The sequence below is a fragment of the Actinomadura rifamycini DSM 43936 genome (genome assembly GCF_000425065.1).
Classification (GTDB): Bacteria; Actinomycetota; Actinomycetes; order Streptosporangiales; family Streptosporangiaceae; genus Spirillospora; species Spirillospora rifamycini.
This window is the reverse complement of sequence record NZ_KE384300.1, coordinates 279,594-294,227: the sequence shown is the minus strand read 5'-3', so window position 1 is coordinate 294,227 and position 14,634 is coordinate 279,594. Positions and strand designations below refer to the sequence as shown.

Here is a 14,634-nt window from a genome sequence, read left to right as displayed (position 1 = left end):
TCACCCCAACCCGGCGCACAGATTCGAGCGTCAACGCTTCAACGCGGCCAGCAACGTCCGGAAGGTCTCCCGCCCCAACGTCAGATGCCCCGCCTCCGGCGCCTTGGAATCCCGAACGCCGATGCCGTCAACGAGCCCTGCCACCTCGACGCAATCACTCCCGGCCTGGGTCCCGCTGTGACTGCTCTTGCGCCATGTCACCGACACCGAATGCCTCCATCGCCTGCTTGATCAAGTCTCTGGATCGATGCTCTGGCAATGCCTTTGCACTTATCCGCGCATATATGATCCCGTACTCGGCCACATCCACTGGTGACGATATAAGACGACCACCGCCGAGCGACTCCGTGTAGGCAACTTCGCCGAAGTCGTTCCCGGTGACGAGTTTCAAACCGCCGTCAAGCCCCGGGAAGGCGCCCGTCTCGAAGGATTGCGGGATGACGTGCACGGTGATGTTGGGCCGGTCCGCCATCTCCAGAAGATGGGCGAGTTGCGCCCGCATGATCTCGGGGGAGCCGACAGGCCACCGCAAGGCGACTTCACTGAGGATCAGCAGGACGAACGCGCGATCAAGAACCTCGCGCCGCTCCATCCGCTCCGCGACGGACGGTTCCGGATCCGCCACGCCGCCCCCGTGGAGGAGGGCGCGCGCGTAGTCCTCCGTTTGGAGCAGGCCAGTGATCAGCATCGGTTCGAAGATCCGAATCATGCGCGCTCGCTGTTCGAAGGTCTTCAGTTGGGCAAGCCACTCAGGATCGTGGCCGATGCTGGCGTACCAGACCAGGAGCGAGAAGACGCCGCCTGTGTTCCATTCCTTGTCCAGGAGGGCGGCTCGTTGCCCGTCGAGGCGGTCCACGCCGTTCTCGATGCGGGAAACGGTCGCCTTGCTCGTCTTGATGACGCGGCCGACGGCCTCGCCGGAGAGACCGCGCTTGTTACGGCAGAAGCGCAGGTAGAAGGCAATAAAGTCCCACATGCTGCGCTTGGGGTCGGGGGGAGGGTTGGTCGCCACGGGCGTTCTCCACACGTCTCGTGTTGTTGCGAGTGCGCTCGGTACACACCCCAGCGTAAGCGCGTTGCGTGACTCTGTGTCGTGGTTCACACATTCTCCGACACGGAGGTCACGCGTATGTCAGGCACGGCGGTCGCGCCGGAGGTGCCCACGTTGGTGCTGGAGGCGGACGAGCGGGCGCCGGGGGCGGCTCGGCGGTTCGTGTCCGGGGTGTTCCGGGAGTTGGGGATACCCGACGACTTCACGGGGCGGCTCGTCGTCTGCGAGCTCGTCACGAACGCGCTGCGGCACGGCGCGGGCCCGATCGTGGTCCGGGTGTTCCGGGACGAGCGGGACGGGCTCGTCGTCATCGACGTCTGGGACGCCGGGACGGGACGTCCGGTGGTGCGGCCGGAGAACCACGCCGCGATGTCGGGGCGCGGGCTGCCGCTGGTGTCCGCGCTGACGCGGGCGTGGGGCGTCCGGGAGCTGAACGGGGGTGCGAAGGCGGTCTGGGCGAAGTGCGACGGCTGACCGGTCCCGTCCGTTTCCTCCTCGTCCGCTACCTGCGACGGGAGGCGATCGGGCGGATGCACGAGGCGTTCGACCTCGCGGAGCGGGGTGATGCGACGGGCGGGGTCGAGCGGTACTCCTCCGCGAGGTTCCTGTGGCTATGCGTCGAGGCCCTGTCTCGCGGGGATGTCGCCGGGCAGGGCGTCGTGCAGGATGCCGCGGAAGGTGGGGCACTCGGTGTGGCGGGGCGCGGGGCAGGCGGCGGCGTGGCGCAGGGAGTCGCGCAGGACGGCGAGTTCGGCGATCTTCCGGTCGAGTTCGTCCGCCTTTCCGGCGAGCATCTCGCGGTCGATGTCGGGGCGCCCGTCGGGGCCGAACATGCGGGCGATCTCGTCCAGGGAGAAGCCCGCGGCGCGGCCGAGGGCGATGAGGGCGAGCCGTTCCAGCACGCCGGGGTCGAACTGGCGGCGCAGGCCCCGCCGTCCGGTCGAGGCGATCAGCCCTCTGGTTTCGTAGTACCGCAGGGTCGAGGCGGGGACGCCGGCGCGCCGTGACACCTCGGCGATGTCCAGATCCATCTTGACCTCAAGTCGACTTCAAGTAGCAGAGTGTCGGGCATGGATCGCGAAGTCAAGGAGGCGGACGTGGCGGAAGAGGCGTCGCACTGGAACAAGAGCGCGGGGCAGGCGTGGGTCGAGACCCAGGACCTGATGGACGGGATCTTGAAGCCCATGGAGGAACTGCTCGTCGAGGCGGTTCCGGCCGGGGGCCGGGTGCTCGACGTCGGGTGCGGGACGGGCGCGACGACCGTGGCGGTGGCGCGGCGGTCGGACTGCACGGGGATCGACATCTCGGAGCCGATGGTCGAGGCGGCGCGGGCCCGCGCCGAGCGGGCGGGCGTCGCGGCGCGGTTCGTCCGCGCCGACGCGGAGGACCACGCGTTCGAGCCGGGGTCGTTCGACACGGTGATGTCGCGCTTCGGCGTCATGTTCTTCGGCGACCCGGTGCGGGCGTTCGCGAACCTGCGGCGGGCCACGCGGGACGGGGGCGCGCTGCGGCTCGTGGTGTGGCGCGGAGAGGAGGAGAACCCGTTCATGACGACGGCCGAGCGCGCGGCGGCGCCGCTGGTGCCGGACATCCCGGAGCGGAAGCCGGACGCCCCCGGGCAGTTCGCGTTCGCCGACGCGGGCAGGGTCCGCGGCATCCTGGAGGGCGGCGGCTGGGGCGGCGTCGACATCCGGCCGGTCGACGTGGAGTGCGTCATGCCCGAGAACGACCTCGTCACGTACATCACGCGGTTCGGGCCGCTGGGTCTGGTGATGGACGAGGTGCCCGAGGCGGCGCGCGAGGAGGTCGTCGGGACGGTGCGGGCTGCGTTCGACCCGTACGTGCACGGCGGCGAGGTCCGGTTCACCGCGGCCCTGTGGATGATCGGCGCGCGGGCGTCCTGAGAAGCGTGAGGCCCCGTCCAGAAGACCGGGCGGGGCACCCTTCCGAGCCCCCAGGCCCCGAACGAAAAACCCCCCGACAGAATCGGGGGGTTCCGGGGGGTCGCCCCCCGGGCAAGCACTGCGGGCCCCCGGCGAAGCCGAAACCCGAAGGGTTCGGCGAGCAGGCGTGGCCGCCTCGGCTCCCGCGATTGGACTCGAACCAATAACCTGCCGGTTAACAGCCGGCTGCTCTGCCGATTGAGCTACGCGGGATCGTTGCGTGCGTCGGGGTTTCGGTCCCCCTCGGCGCGTCTAGGTTAGCGCATCTCGGGGGTGGTTCGCGCACGTGTCATGGGTGGCGGCGGCGATCGTGGGTATGGGCTCCGGCATCATCCGCTCTTACCCGGGGGTTGGAACCACCATGAAGCACCGCATGACGTTCATCGCGGGCGCCGCGATCGGCTACGTCCTCGGGACGAAGGCCGGTCAGGAGCGCTACGAGCAGCTCAAGCGGTTCACGCGGCAGTTGCAGGAGAACCCGAACGTGCAGGAGGCCACCGGCATGCTGCGGGCCAAGGGCGAGGAGTTCGCCGGGGCCGCGAAGAGCAAGGCCGGGAACATGCGCGGCGCGAAGGGGCAGGTGCCGGAGCAGGCCGAGCACCAGGAGCGCCCGACCGTCCATCCCGGCTGAGGGGCCCGGCTACAGGCCCGTCTGGCGCCGCAGGTCCTCGAGGATCTGCTCGGCGCGGGCGCGCAGGCCCGGGTCGTCCGGGTCGAGGCCCGCGTCGAACACGAACGTCCAGCGCACGTCGCCGCCGGTGGCCGGGCGCCGCCCGGCGATGCGGACCCCGCCGCCGCCCGGCAGCTCGGCCCGGTGGCTGACGGCGACGGTCGCGGTGACGCGCTCGCGGATCGTCTCCGGGACGGACCCGGGCTCGGTGAGCCGCACGTGGTGCGCGGCGCGGGAGGTCTCGGTGACGTGCAGCCAGCCGTCCTTCCACGCGGCGGTGTCGACGCGCTCGTAGGGGATGCGGGCGAACCCGCCCTCGGGGGTCGGCAGGTGCAGGGCCGTCGTCGTCGCGGCGACGTGCGAGCCGCCGCGGGTGGGGGCGTGGGCGAGGACGCGCTCGCCCCGCTCCAGGTCGAGCGCGGCGCGGAGGTCGGCGGGCAGGGAGCCCCGGAGAAGGCGCATGCCCCGAATGTAGGCGATCAGGCGGCGCGCGGGGCCCGGCGGGCGCCGAGGAGGTCGAGGACGAGCGCGGCCGACCACGAGTGGTCGTGGCCGCCGCGGCCGGAGCCGTCGAAGGGGTCGAAGAACTCGCGGAAGCCCGACTGCCGGACGAGCCGGAGCGTGGAGCCGTAGAGGAGGTCGGCGACGACGGGGAGCCCGTGGACGAGCGCGCCGTACCAGAGCAGCCAGTTGGTGCTGATCCAGGTGGGCCCGCGCCAGTAGCCGGTGCGGTCGAACGCCGGCGACTGGATGTCGCACGTGGGGACGGGGTACCCGGCGGCCCCGGCGAAGCGGGCGGACAGCAGCAGGTCGACGAGGGACCGGACGATCGGGGCGGGCAGTTCGGGGTCGAGCAGGGGCCCGAACGCGGTGATCGTCACGGTGGGCAGCAGCCGCCCGCCGCGCAGGTCGCGGGCGCGGAAGCAGCCGGTGTCGGGGTCCCAGAGGCGGTCGATGAGGGCCCGGTGGACGCGCGCGGCGCGTTCCCGGTGGGGTGCGGGGTCGGCGCCGGCGATCTCGGCGAGTTCGGCGAGCGCGTGCGTGGACGCGAGGTAGGCGGCGTTGACGAGCGGGTCCTCGACGGCGAACGGGTGCGCCTCCCGGATGTGGCCGGGGCTGTAGGCGGTGTCGCGGAGCAGGGTGACGAGCCGGACGTACCGGTCGTAGTCCTCGCCGGTGGGGAGCGCGCGGGGGCCGCGGGCCGGCGCGAAGGCGTCCGGCGGCAGTTCGAGGGCGCCGAGCGGACGGTCCCAGGCGGGGCTGTTGTCGAGGCCGGACTCCCACGGGTGGCAGATCGCGATGAGGCCGCTCGACTCCAGGTCGCGCACCTGGGCGAGGTAGCGGTGCTGGGCGGCGAGCATCGGGTAGATGCGGGCGGCGAACGCGGCGTCGGGCGCGGCCCGGTGCAGGCGCAGGGCGACGAGGGCGTGCAGCGGCGGCTGGGTGATGCCGGACGTGCGGACGCCGCGGGGCGCGGCGGGCTGCCGGTCGCTGCACCACAGCTCGGGGCCGGGGAAGAACGCGCGCCGGTCGAGGTCGGGGTTGAACACGATGTGCGGGAGCATCCCGTCGGCCCACTGGCCGCGGAACAGCGACAGCAGCTCGCGGCGGGCGCGGTCGGGGCGGTGCCGGGCGAGGCCGAGGGCGGCGAACGCCGAGTCCCAGCTCCACTGGTGCGGGTACAGGCCGGGCGACGCGGCGGTCGCGGCGCCGGTCCAGTTGGCGTCCAGCACGCACGCCGCGGCCTGCCACAGCGCCGTCTCGTCTCCGGTCAGCCGGGAGCTCATGTGTCCGTGCGGCCCTCCTCACTGACGATTGTGACGCCATATCGGTTCCGCGACGAGACCCCCGCGAAGGTCGGTTCTCCACGGTTAACGGGGAAGGCCCGTGATTTTTCACGGCGCGGCGGCGCGCGACAGGAGCCATTCCGCGATCTCCTGCCCCGCGAGGACGCCCGCGGACGCCGTGACGCTCGTGTTCGGGGACGTCCGGCCGGCGGCGTGCAGTTCGCCGTGGGCGGGACGGACGGCGGCGTCGGCGGCGTCGAGGAGTTCGGCGTCGAGGAGGGAGTCGCCGGCGGCGAGCACGGTGGCGGCGCCGGTGCGGCGGGCCACCTCCGCGGCGGCGGCGGCCTTGGTGAGGCCGGCCGGCAGGCAGTACACCTTGCGGCCCTGCAGGGACGTGCGCCAGCCGCGGTCGGCGCACCAGCCGGCGAGGTCGTCCACCCAGCCGGCGGGGAGCGCGGCGCGGTCGACGACGGCGTAGGCGAACAGGTCGGAGGCGGTGCGGCGCTTGAGCACGAAGTCGCCCGAGACGCCGGCGAGGTGCGCCCGCACCTCGGCGAGCGGCGCGCACCCGGCGGACAGCCGCGACCGGACGAGCGCGGACCAGTCGGCGTCGTCGGCGCCGTCCACGAGGAGGTGCCCGCCGTTCGCGCAGATCGCGTACGCCGGCGGCTTCTCGAGGAGGCGGACGCGGCGGCACTGCTCGGGCGTGCGCGTCGTGGCGGGGACGAACACCGCGGCGGCGGCGAGCGCCTCCACGGTGCGGGCCGCGGACTCCGTCATGTAGGAGAGCGGCTTCCCCTGGTAGAACTCGACGCACAGGAGGCGCGGCATCGCCTCGTCCGGGCCGTCCAGGGCGAACGCGGCCTGCGAGTAGATGAGCGTGCGGTCCAGGTCGGAGCACACCAGGACGGTCACTGAACGGCCCCCTTGCCGAACTTGGGGTGGATGAAGCCCATGCAGGCGTACGGGAACGCGTCCGGTGCGGCCTCCTCGACGGGGACGCCCCGTTCGCGGGCGAGGAGCCGGATGTGCCGCACTTCCGGGCCCGCGTCGGACCGGATCATGATCTTCCAGGGGACGCGCCGCAGCAGCACGCGCGTCGTCTCCCCGATCCCCGGTTTCACGAGGTTGAGGTCGTCGGTGCCCTGCGCGCGCGCCCAGCGCCGGACGGCCTCCCAGCCGGACCAGTCGGGCGCCCGGTCGGCGGCGCGGAGGCCGGGCAGGTCCTTCGCGACGCGCTCGGCGACGTCGTCGAAGCGGGCGCGGACGGTGTCGAGGAACAGCGCGGAGACGTCGTCGGCGGCGAGACCGGCGTAGAACTTGGCGCCGTGGAAGTCGCCGGGCCCGATCAGGTCGGCGTTCAGGACGGTCCGGCTGACCAGGCCGGACACCGTCGAGTTCAGGCAGGCGGACGGGATGAGGAAGTCGTCGCGGGTGCCGTGCAGCGGCGTGCAGCGCCCGGGGTCGGCCAGGACGGCGAGGTCGGGGCGGAACCCGGTCCCGCGGAGCGCCGCGGTGAGTTCCCGGGTGATCGCGCCCTTGCCCGTCCAGCCGTCGACGAACATCACCGCGGACGGGTCGTGGCGGTCGGCGAGGTACCGGAGGGCGACGGTGTCGATGCCCCGGGCGCGGACGATGCTGATCGCGTAGTGCGGCAGGTCGAGGCCGTGCGCGAACCGCGCCCAGTGCCGCATCAGGATCCCGACGGGGGTCCCGGCGCGGGCGAGCGAGACGAGGACGGCGTCCGGGCCGCGCTCGGCGAGGACCAGTTCGGTGACGAGGCCGGTCGCGTAGGCGAGGCGCTCGGCGGAGGCGTCCAGCGCCTCGTGGAACAGCCGCCGGTACTCGGGGCCGGGCTGGTACTCGACGGGCAGCGACTCCGCGTAGTGGGCGCGGCCCGCCTGGATCGCGGCCTCGCGCTCCTCGGTGGGCGCCTCCAGCTCCGCGTGGGAGAGGTCCTTGAGCAGCCACGCGACGTCCGCGGCGGGGTAGCTGCCGAAGTCCGGGCCGTGCAGCGGCTTCACGCTTCCCTCCCGCGGGACGGGACGGCGGCGACCGTCACCGGGGCGAGCGCGCGCAGCCGGGGCAGGAGGCCGCCGGCGAGGGCGCCGGTGTCGCCCGCGTCGTCCACCGCCAGCACGATGCGGTCGAACCTCGGCGACACGTTGTAGGCGTACCGCTCCCCCGGCCCGTCGGCGGGGTCGTCGTGCGCGGGGAACGCGAGGCGGGTTCGGATGGCGTACCCGGGGTCGTCCACGGCGAGGACGGGCGAGCGCGTCGTCGTCGAGTACCGGACGTCCGCGTCCGGCAGGGCGTCCGCGAGCGCCTCGGCGAGGCGCAGCGGCGCGTACATCAGCTCCTCGAAGCCGAGGACGAGCACGCGGGAGAAGCCGTCGCCGGGCCCGCCCGCGAGCCCGTCCGCGATGGCGTCGGCCATGCGCGGCAGGTCCTTCTCCAGGCGCGCGCGGTGCCGGGGCAGGAAACCGTGGCGGCCGCCGTCGGGCAGGCGAGCCGCACCCGCGTCACGGGGAACGCGGCGGCGGGGGCCGGCGGGGCCGCCGCGGGTCCGGCGAGGCCCGCCGCGAGCGCCTGCCCCGCCTCCAGGATGCCGTCGGGCAGCTCGACGCGCCCCCCGGCGAGCGCGACGGCGTCGATGCGGGCGCCCAGGCGGGCGGCGAGCGCGGCCGTGCGGGCCCGGTCGGCGTCGTCCCGCAGGTCGACGAGGGCGGCCACGACGTAGCGGCGGCGGGGGCGGACGGCGTGCAGCGCCTCGATCGTGTTCAGGACGGTGCGTCCGGTCGACAGTTCGTCGTCCACGAGGACGACCGGGACGTCGCGGTCGAGGTCGGCGGGGTCGGCGGGGAGCAGGAGGTGGCTCGTGGCGTGGCTGTGCTCCTCCTCGAATCCGCCGTACGCGGTGAATCCGGGGACCGGACGGCGCGTGGAGTGCAGGTAGTAGGCGCCGCCCAGGGCGTCCGCCACGGAGTGCCCCAAGGCGGTCGCCGTCTCCGCGTAGCCGAGCACGATCGCGTCCAGCGGTTCCCGGGGCTCGCACAGGACGTCCCGTAGCGCGGCCGCCGCTCCCGGTGCGCCGCCCAAGGCGTCCGGGAGGAACGCACCCGCACGGGACGGCACGTCCACATCGTGCAGGCGCGCGCGCACGAGATCGCCCAGCAGCAGGCCCGCCCCGTACACCAGGCGCGGGTCGGTGGGGACGTGCTTGCCCAGCACCGCCGACACCAGCAGGTGCGCGCGGCGCGGGTTCCGGCGGACCGCGAGCCCGACGAGGTCGGACAGCCCGACGCCGACCGGGCGCGCGCCGTCGGACAGCCGCACGCCGAGCCGTTCCGCGACCCACGTACCGGCCCACGTCATCCCGGGTCGCCTCCCTGCGTTCCGCGTCACGGCACGTCGGCCGCTTCGAGCAGCTCGACGAACGTGACGTCCTCGGCCGCGACGCCGAACACCCGGGCGCGCAGCATCAGCCGCTCCGCCCACGCCCGGTGCGGCTTGGCCTCGTTCATCTTGTTGGCGTAGGCGCTCGCCATCGCCCCGCCCCCGGCGACGCCGAGGATGTCGGCGGCGTCGCAGTACTCCTCGTGCGTGACGACCGACAGCGCGTGGACGGCCGCGACGTGGCTCGGGTGGATCACCGTCTTGCCGGTGAGGCCGTTCGCCTTGTCGAGGTGCACCTCGCGGATCAGCCCGTCCAGGTCGGAGGTGATGAGCCGCTGCCGCAGCGGCGCGGCCCGCTGCTCGTCGAACGGGGTGCGGCGCAGCTGCGGCTTGAACATCCGCTCGCCCGCGGCGAAGTACTCCCAGACCGGCCCGGTGATCACGAACCCGGTGCCGTCGGCGCGGCCGAGGACGTTGACGACGTCGCTGATCACGCCCGCGACGGGCCGGATGTCGTAGATGGTGAGGTCCGGGGGGCGGCGCAGCCCGTACGCGGCGGACATGTCGGTGGCGCCGATCCGGACCGCGAGGACCCGGTCGCGGTGCTTGGCGAGCAGCCGCGCGATGTCGTCCAGGATCGCGGCGCGCGTCTCGGCGTACACCGTCTCGGGGCTCTCGATGACCGGCATCGCCAGCAGCCGCAGGCCCGTCCGGGCCGCGGTGTCGGCGACGGCGTCCAGGAACGCTCCACCGGTGGACGGGGCGAACTTCGGCAGCACGAACCCGGTGACCAGCTCGGCGGCGTCGCCGAGCCGGTCGATCAGGTCCCCGATCTGCCGGGGGTCGCGGACGCGGACGAACAGCAGCGGCGCCGCGGCGCCGCGCGCGTGCAGGCCCGCGAACGCGTCGATCAGGTTGGCCTCGCCCCGGGCGACGTCGAAGTCGGCGATCGCGTCCTCCAGGCACACGACCATGCTCTTCACCCCGCGTCGCGCGGCCTTCACCATGTCGTCGGCGAGGGTCGGGCGGGTGGCCGGGGCGTAGAGCGTCGCGCCGAGCGCGACGGCCAGCACCGCGGGGTCGTCGTGCCGGGTGAACGGCCGCGGGTGCCGGTAGAACAGGTGCTTGCGGCGGGCGGCGTCGACATGGTCGAAATGCCGCATCGCCGGCCGCCGCGCGCACGCGTCCGGTGGGGCGGGGCGTTCCGTGCCGGGGTGGTGCATGCCCGTCACGGCCGCCGGTTCGGGTCGTTCACAGGTGCGCCGACACGGCGGGCAGCAGGTGCTGGAAGGTCCGCCCGGTCGCGGTCGCGCCGATCGCCGTCATCGACCAGCCGCTCCCGTCCCGGGACACCTTCGCCATGATCTGCGCGTTGTGCCGGCCGCCCTCGCTCAGCTCGTACCGGGCGATCTCCTGCCCGGTGCTCTCGTCCACCAGCCGGCAGAACGCGTTCGCGATCTGCGAGAAGTCCTGGCCGGTGAACGAGTTCACGGTGAAGACGAGCTGCTGGACGTTGTCGGGGACGCGCTGCAGGTCGACGTTGATGACCTCGTCGTCGCCCTCGCCCTCCCCGGTCAGGTTGTCGCCGGTGTGCTGCACGGCCCCGTCCTTGCTCCGCAACTGGCGGAACCACACCTGGTCGGCGAGGTTCCCGGCGGCGTCGAACAGCAGGCACGACGCGTCCAGGTCGATGGACTGGGCGCGGCTCTTGCCGAACAGGCCCTTCTTCGCGACGGCGTCCCAGCCCAGGCCCATCCGGACTCGGGTGAGGCTGCCGCCCCCGGGCTTGGCCAGCGAGACCTTCTGCCCCTTCTGCAGCGAGATCGACATCGTCGGCTCCTTCGGTGATCGATGCGGGATTCGCGTGGGTCGTCGGACGGGGGGCGGGGTGGGTGGCGGGGAGGGTCGAGGGGTCGGGGGCGCGCGGCGGGGCCGGGAGCCCGGGGTCAGACCTTTCCGGCGTGGAGTTCCTTGTCCTCGCCGGAGGCGCCGGCCGCGCCGTCGTCGGACCCCCGGTTGCGCAGCACCGAGCTGACGAACGCGGCGATGATCAGGCCCGCGCCGAGCCCGCCGGTGATCCACTCGGGGACGTGGCCGCCGATGCCGATGAGCATGCAGACGGCGAGCGCGCCGATCGCCCAGTGGGCGCCGTGCTCCAGGTACACGTAGGTGTGCAGGGTGCCCTTGCGGACGAGGAACACCGTGAGCGACCGGATGTACATGGCGCCGATGCCGAGGCCGAGCGCGATGACGATCGGGTCGGTGCTGATCGCGAACGCGCCGATGACGCCGTCGAAGCTGAACGAGGCGTCCAGCACCTCCAGGTAGAGGAACAGGAAGAAGCCGGCCTTGCCGGTGGCCTTGGCGAGGTCGCTCGGCCCGCGCCGGATGGTGACCTCGTCCTCGGGGCCTTCGTCGTCCTCGTCGAGGTCCAGGTCGCTCGCCTCGGAGAACAGCTCGCCGAGCCCGTTGACGAGGATGTAGGTCACCATGCCGAGCACCCCGGCGATCATGACCTCGCCGGGATCGCCGGCCCAGATCGAGGCGACCAGCACGAGGGCGCCGCCGGCGATGACGACGGGGAGCTGGTCCAGCCGGCCCATGACGCCGAGCGGCTTCTCCAGCCACACCAGCCAGTGGATGTCGCGCTCCTCGAACACGAAGTTCAGGAACAGCATCATCAGGAACATGCCGCCGAACGCCGCGATGGTCGGGTACGCCTGCTCCATCAGGTGGTGGTACCGGTCGGAGTCGTTCAACGCCAGGTCGAACGCCTCGATCGGCCCGAGCCGGGCGGTGATCCCCACGATGACGAGCGGGAACACCAGCCGCATGCCGAACACCGCGATGGCGATGCCGATCGTCAGGAAGATCTTCTGCCAGAAGGGGCTCATCCGGTCGAGCACCTTGGCGTTAACGACGGCGTTGTCGAACGACAGGGAGATCTCGAGGACGGCCAGGACCGCGACGAGCGCGAGCCCCGTGGGCCCGCCGTAGAAGAAGGCGGCCACGAGGCCCGCGGCCGTGACGCCGAAGGACCACCCGAAGGTGCGAAGAATCATGCGCGTATTTCTGCTAGTCAGTTGGTCCGGACGGGGTCTCGCCCGGCTCGCGGGGGCGGCCGGCGGCCGGCCCGCGTCGCGGTCGGCCGGTTCCGGTCAGCCGACGTTGACGCCGAAGTCCATGGCGATGCCCGCCAGGCCCGAGGCGTACCCCTGGCCGACGGCCCTGAACTTCCACTCACCGTTGTGACGGTACAGCTCTCCGAACACCATCGCGGTCTCGGTCGAGGCGTCCTCGGTCAGGTCGAAGCGCGCCAGCTCGGCGTCGTCGGCCCGGTTGACGATCCGGATGAAAGCGTTGCGGACCTGCCCGAAGTTCTGGCCGCGGGAGTTCCCGTCGTAGATCGACACGGGGAACACGATCCGCTCGCACTCGGCGGGCACCCCGGTGAGGTCGACGTTGACGACCTCGTCGTCGCCCTCGCCCTCACCGGTCAGGTTGTCGCCGGTGTGCTCGACCGAGCCGTCCGGGCTCGTCAGGTTGTTGAAGAACACGAAGTGCTGGTCGGACAGCACCTTCCCGGACGCGCCGAGCATCAGCGCGGACGCGTCCAGGTCGAAGTCGGCGCCGGTGGTGGCCCGGACGTCCCAGCCGAGGCCGACGGCGACCGCCGTGAGATTGGGCGCGGCCTTCGTCAGCGAGACGTTGCCGCCCTTGGCGAGTGAGACACCCATGTTCGGGCCACCCCTTCCGTGCAGACTGATCGGTTCCTGCGACGCTCGAGCGAGCGGTCAGATGTTGACCCCGAAGTCCGACGCGATCCCGGCGAGGCCGGACGCGTAGCCCTGGCCCACGGCGCGGAACTTCCAGTCGGTCCCCGCGCGGTACAGCTCGCCGAAGACCATCGCCGTCTCCATGGACGCGTCCTCCGAGAGGTCGTAGCGGGCCAGCTCGGTGCCGTCGGCCTGGTTCAGCACGCGGATGTAGGCGTTGCGGACCTGCCCGAAGTTCTGGCCGCGGGAGTCCCCGTCGTAGATCGACACGGCGAACGCGACCCGCTCGGCGGTGCCCGGCATCGCGCCGAAGTTGACGTTCAGCCGCTCGTCGTCGCCCTCCCCGGCGCCGGTCGTGTTGTCGCCGCTGTGCTCCACCGCGCCGTCCGGCGTTCGGAGGTTGTTGAAGAACACGAAGTGCCGGTCGGTGATGATCTTGCCGGACGCGTCCAGCACGAGCGCGGACGCGTCGAGGTCGAAGTCGGTCCCGGTGGTGGTGCGCAGGTCCCAGCCCAGGCCGACGGTCACCGCCGTCAGCCCCGGCGCCTGCTTGGTGAGCGAGACGTTGCCGCCCTTGCTGAGACTGACGCCCACAGGTTCCTCCAAGATCGCTGTCGTCACCGGACGCACCACTGTTCGTACGGGCGTCCAGGTATATCGACGTAGCAGCGATGCTATCCGTTCCCATCCGGCCGCCGGCATTACCGGAGAGGCGGTCCGCTGCGCGACACTGGGCAGTGGACGAAGGGAGGCGGCGTTGCGGGGCGACCAGCGCAGGCGAGGCCGGGGGGCGCAGGAGGCGGCGGCGGCGATCGAGGCGAAGGAGGCGGCGGCGACCGCCTTCTACGATATGGACCAGGCGCAGAAGTTCATCGACGGCCGCGTCACCGTCTTCGAGGATCTGGACGCCCGCGCGGCCGAGCCGGCGCGCCGCGAGTTCGCGCGCCTGTCGGAGGCCGCGGACTCCGCCGCCCACGCCTACATCTCCGTCGTCGACGCGCACGACGTGGGCGACCAGGACCGGTCGCCGGCGCAGTACGACGCCGCGCGGCGCGCGTTCGCCGGCTGCGAGGAGCGGCTGCGGAAGGCCGCCCGCGACCTGAACGGGTTCGCCGAGCGGCTCTCCCCCCAGATGGCGCGGCTGGAGTCGGCCCTCGACCTGCTCCCGCCGAAGCTGGCGGCCGCGCGGGACGCGGTGGCCGCCGCCGAGGCCGCGGTGGCGGCGGCGCGGGAGGCCGGGATGGACGCCTCCGACCCGGCGGCCGAGCTCGACCGGGCCCGCGAGTCCCTCGGCGTCCTGTCGTCCCGCGGCCTCGGCGGGCTCGGGCTGGACGGCGCGCTGCGCCGGGCCGAGGAGGTCCGGGAGGCCGCCGAGCGGGCGCGGGAGGCCGCGGCCGAGCTGCCGAAGCAGGGCGAGAAGGTCCGCAACTCGCTGAACTCGGTCAAGACGCGGGTGGACGTCGTCGCGAACCGGGTCGAGACGGTCCGGGGGGCGATGCGGACGATGCTGCGCCGCTACTCGCAGGCGTGCTGGCAGGACCTGCGCGGCGCGCCCGAGGCGATCGAGGCGGGGGTGGAGCGCGCCCGGGAGCGGCTGGACGAGGCCGCCGAGCACGCCGCCCGCGGCGAGTGGAAGCAGGCGCAGCGGGCGCTGACCGCCGCCCGCACCGAGCTGAACGCCGCCGACCGCCGCGCGGGCCAGGTGACCGGGCGGGTCGAGAGCCTCGCGGAGGTCGCCGCCGACCCGGGCGCGCCCGTCGAGGGCGTCCGGTTCGCCGTGCGGGACGCGCAGCGCCTCGCCGTCGCGCAGCCGGGCGGCGCGGCGCCGCACCACGCGCGCGTCCTGGACGGGCTCGTGGAGCGCCTGGAGCGGGCGCCCGAGCGGCTCACCGGGACGCACCCCGACTACTGGGCGTACCTGCGGGAACTCGAGTCGATCAAGACGGCGGCGGGCGACGTCGTCACCCGAATCCGCGAGGAGCGCGCCGCCCGGGGGTGACCGGGCGGGCCG

The 14,634-nt window shown here is 73.1% G+C and carries 18 protein-coding genes and 1 tRNA gene; 4 read left to right on the top strand and 15 right to left on the bottom strand.

Translation table 11 applies throughout. From position 1 onward, the window contains the following. Window positions 1-30: 30 nt before the first annotated feature. Together H505_RS52660 and H505_RS48360 are read right to left on the bottom strand one after the other, a co-directional pair. Window positions 31-144: a DUF397 domain-containing protein gene (locus H505_RS52660; RefSeq protein WP_341849583.1), complete on the bottom strand. Its 114-nt coding sequence runs from the start codon at window positions 142-144 to the stop codon at window positions 31-33. Window positions 145-154: 10 nt separating this feature from the next. Beyond that, window positions 155-1,012 (bottom strand): Scr1 family TA system antitoxin-like transcriptional regulator, encoded by an 858-nt coding sequence (locus H505_RS48360; RefSeq protein ID WP_051301503.1) that lies wholly within the window; start codon window positions 1,010-1,012, stop codon window positions 155-157. 117 nt (window positions 1,013-1,129) lie between these two features. Between H505_RS48360 and H505_RS48355 the strand changes: the two genes are divergently transcribed. Then, window positions 1,130-1,525 (top strand): ATP-binding protein, encoded by a 396-nt coding sequence (locus H505_RS48355; RefSeq protein ID WP_051301502.1) that lies wholly within the window; start codon window positions 1,130-1,132, stop codon window positions 1,523-1,525. A 137-nt stretch (window positions 1,526-1,662) separates the two neighbouring features. Here the strand turns inward: H505_RS48355 and H505_RS0134745 are convergent, their stop codons facing one another. Further along, window positions 1,663-2,082 carry a helix-turn-helix domain-containing protein gene (locus tag H505_RS0134745; RefSeq protein WP_026405621.1) on the bottom strand — a complete coding sequence of 140 codons (420 nt, stop codon included), beginning with the start codon at window positions 2,080-2,082 and terminating at the stop codon, window positions 1,663-1,665. A gap of 39 nt (window positions 2,083-2,121) precedes the next feature. Between H505_RS0134745 and H505_RS0134740 the strand changes: the two genes are divergently transcribed. Beyond that, window positions 2,122-2,955 (top strand): class I SAM-dependent methyltransferase, encoded by an 834-nt coding sequence (locus tag H505_RS0134740; RefSeq protein ID WP_034521296.1) that lies wholly within the window; start codon window positions 2,122-2,124, stop codon window positions 2,953-2,955. A gap of 179 nt (window positions 2,956-3,134) precedes the next feature. On the opposite strand, the gene H505_RS0134735 is transcribed toward H505_RS0134740, so the two are convergent. Further along, window positions 3,135-3,207: transfer RNA gene (locus H505_RS0134735), tRNA-Asn, on the bottom strand. A gap of 148 nt (window positions 3,208-3,355) precedes the next feature. Between H505_RS0134735 and H505_RS46365 the strand changes: the two genes are divergently transcribed. After that, the gene (locus H505_RS46365; protein ID WP_034521293.1) at window positions 3,356-3,625 is read left to right on the top strand and encodes a YtxH domain-containing protein; all 270 of its coding nucleotides are present in this window, start codon (window positions 3,356-3,358) and stop codon (window positions 3,623-3,625) included. Window positions 3,626-3,634: 9 nt separating this feature from the next. On the opposite strand, the gene H505_RS0134725 is transcribed toward H505_RS46365, so the two are convergent. From H505_RS0134725 to H505_RS0134680, 11 genes are all read right to left on the bottom strand, one after another. Beyond that, on the bottom strand, window positions 3,635-4,126 hold the full coding sequence (locus tag H505_RS0134725; protein ID WP_026405619.1) for a hypothetical protein: 492 nt from the start codon (window positions 4,124-4,126) through the stop codon (window positions 3,635-3,637). A 17-nt stretch (window positions 4,127-4,143) separates the two neighbouring features. After that, complete coding sequence (locus H505_RS0134720) at window positions 4,144-5,451, bottom strand: MGH1-like glycoside hydrolase domain-containing protein (RefSeq protein ID WP_026405618.1); 1,308 nt, start codon at window positions 5,449-5,451, stop codon at window positions 4,144-4,146. 108 nt (window positions 5,452-5,559) lie between these two features. Then, a complete protein-coding gene (locus tag H505_RS0134715) occupies window positions 5,560-6,366 on the bottom strand; it encodes an HAD family hydrolase (RefSeq protein ID WP_026405617.1) in 807 nt (268 codons plus the stop codon). Further along, window positions 6,363-7,475, bottom strand: coding sequence for a cysteine protease StiP family protein (locus H505_RS50835; RefSeq protein ID WP_026405616.1), 1,113 nt, complete (start codon window positions 7,473-7,475; stop codon window positions 6,363-6,365). Before H505_RS50835 ends, H505_RS0134715 begins: the two co-directional genes overlap by 4 nt. After that, window positions 7,472-7,897 (bottom strand): TRSP domain-containing protein, encoded by a 426-nt coding sequence (locus H505_RS52200; protein ID WP_245592726.1) that lies wholly within the window; start codon window positions 7,895-7,897, stop codon window positions 7,472-7,474. The genes H505_RS50835 and H505_RS52200 overlap by 4 nt, the downstream gene beginning before the upstream one ends. Further along, the gene (locus H505_RS50825) at window positions 7,804-8,826 is read right to left on the bottom strand and encodes a phosphoribosyltransferase domain-containing protein (protein WP_169528904.1); all 1,023 of its coding nucleotides are present in this window, start codon (window positions 8,824-8,826) and stop codon (window positions 7,804-7,806) included. Before H505_RS50825 ends, H505_RS52200 begins: the two co-directional genes overlap by 94 nt. A 26-nt stretch (window positions 8,827-8,852) precedes the next feature. Beyond that, window positions 8,853-10,010, bottom strand: coding sequence for an HpcH/HpaI aldolase/citrate lyase family protein (locus H505_RS0134700; RefSeq protein WP_026405615.1), 1,158 nt, complete (start codon window positions 10,008-10,010; stop codon window positions 8,853-8,855). A gap of 88 nt (window positions 10,011-10,098) precedes the next feature. Beyond that, window positions 10,099-10,677, bottom strand: coding sequence for a TerD family protein (locus H505_RS0134695; protein ID WP_026405614.1), 579 nt, complete (start codon window positions 10,675-10,677; stop codon window positions 10,099-10,101). 116 nt (window positions 10,678-10,793) lie between these two features. Continuing rightward, window positions 10,794-11,909 carry a DUF475 domain-containing protein gene (locus H505_RS0134690; protein ID WP_026405613.1) on the bottom strand — a complete coding sequence of 372 codons (1,116 nt, stop codon included), beginning with the start codon at window positions 11,907-11,909 and terminating at the stop codon, window positions 10,794-10,796. A 96-nt stretch (window positions 11,910-12,005) separates the two neighbouring features. Further along, window positions 12,006-12,584, bottom strand: a complete 579-nt coding sequence (locus H505_RS0134685; RefSeq protein WP_026405612.1) for a TerD family protein — start codon at window positions 12,582-12,584, stop codon at window positions 12,006-12,008. Between the two features lie 57 nt (window positions 12,585-12,641). Further along, entirely contained in the window at window positions 12,642-13,217 is a 576-nt protein-coding gene (locus tag H505_RS0134680) for a TerD family protein (protein ID WP_026405611.1), read from the bottom strand. Window positions 13,218-13,380: 163 nt separating this feature from the next. Between H505_RS0134680 and H505_RS0134675 the strand changes: the two genes are divergently transcribed. Continuing rightward, window positions 13,381-14,622 carry a hypothetical protein gene (locus tag H505_RS0134675; RefSeq protein ID WP_026405610.1) on the top strand — a complete coding sequence of 414 codons (1,242 nt, stop codon included), beginning with the start codon at window positions 13,381-13,383 and terminating at the stop codon, window positions 14,620-14,622. The last annotated feature ends 12 nt before the right edge of the window (window positions 14,623-14,634 follow it).

Excerpts from the sequence above, each read along its gene's own strand:
- H505_RS46365 (WP_034521293.1), top strand. The coding sequence starts at position 3,356 with ATGAAGCACCGCATGACGTTCATCGCGGGCGCCGCGATCGGCTACGTC.
- H505_RS48355 (WP_051301502.1), top strand. The coding sequence starts at position 1,130 with ATGTCAGGCACGGCGGTCGCGCCGGAGGTGCCCACGTTGGTGCTGGAG.
- H505_RS0134700 (WP_026405615.1), bottom strand. The coding sequence starts at position 10,010 with ATGCGGCATTTCGACCATGTCGACGCCGCCCGCCGCAAGCACCTGTTC.
- H505_RS0134690 (WP_026405613.1), bottom strand. The coding sequence starts at position 11,909 with ATGATTCTTCGCACCTTCGGGTGGTCCTTCGGCGTCACGGCCGCGGGC.
- H505_RS0134720 (WP_026405618.1), bottom strand. The coding sequence starts at position 5,451 with ATGAGCTCCCGGCTGACCGGAGACGAGACGGCGCTGTGGCAGGCCGCG.
- H505_RS50825 (WP_169528904.1), bottom strand. The coding sequence starts at position 8,826 with ATGACGTGGGCCGGTACGTGGGTCGCGGAACGGCTCGGCGTGCGGCTG.
- H505_RS0134695 (WP_026405614.1), bottom strand. The coding sequence starts at position 10,677 with ATGTCGATCTCGCTGCAGAAGGGGCAGAAGGTCTCGCTGGCCAAGCCC.
- H505_RS0134725 (WP_026405619.1), bottom strand. The coding sequence starts at position 4,126 with ATGCGCCTTCTCCGGGGCTCCCTGCCCGCCGACCTCCGCGCCGCGCTC.
- H505_RS0134740 (WP_034521296.1), top strand. The coding sequence starts at position 2,122 with ATGGATCGCGAAGTCAAGGAGGCGGACGTGGCGGAAGAGGCGTCGCAC.
- H505_RS0134745 (WP_026405621.1), bottom strand. The coding sequence starts at position 2,082 with ATGGATCTGGACATCGCCGAGGTGTCACGGCGCGCCGGCGTCCCCGCC.
- H505_RS0134685 (WP_026405612.1), bottom strand. The coding sequence starts at position 12,584 with ATGGGTGTCTCACTCGCCAAGGGCGGCAACGTCTCGCTGACGAAGGCC.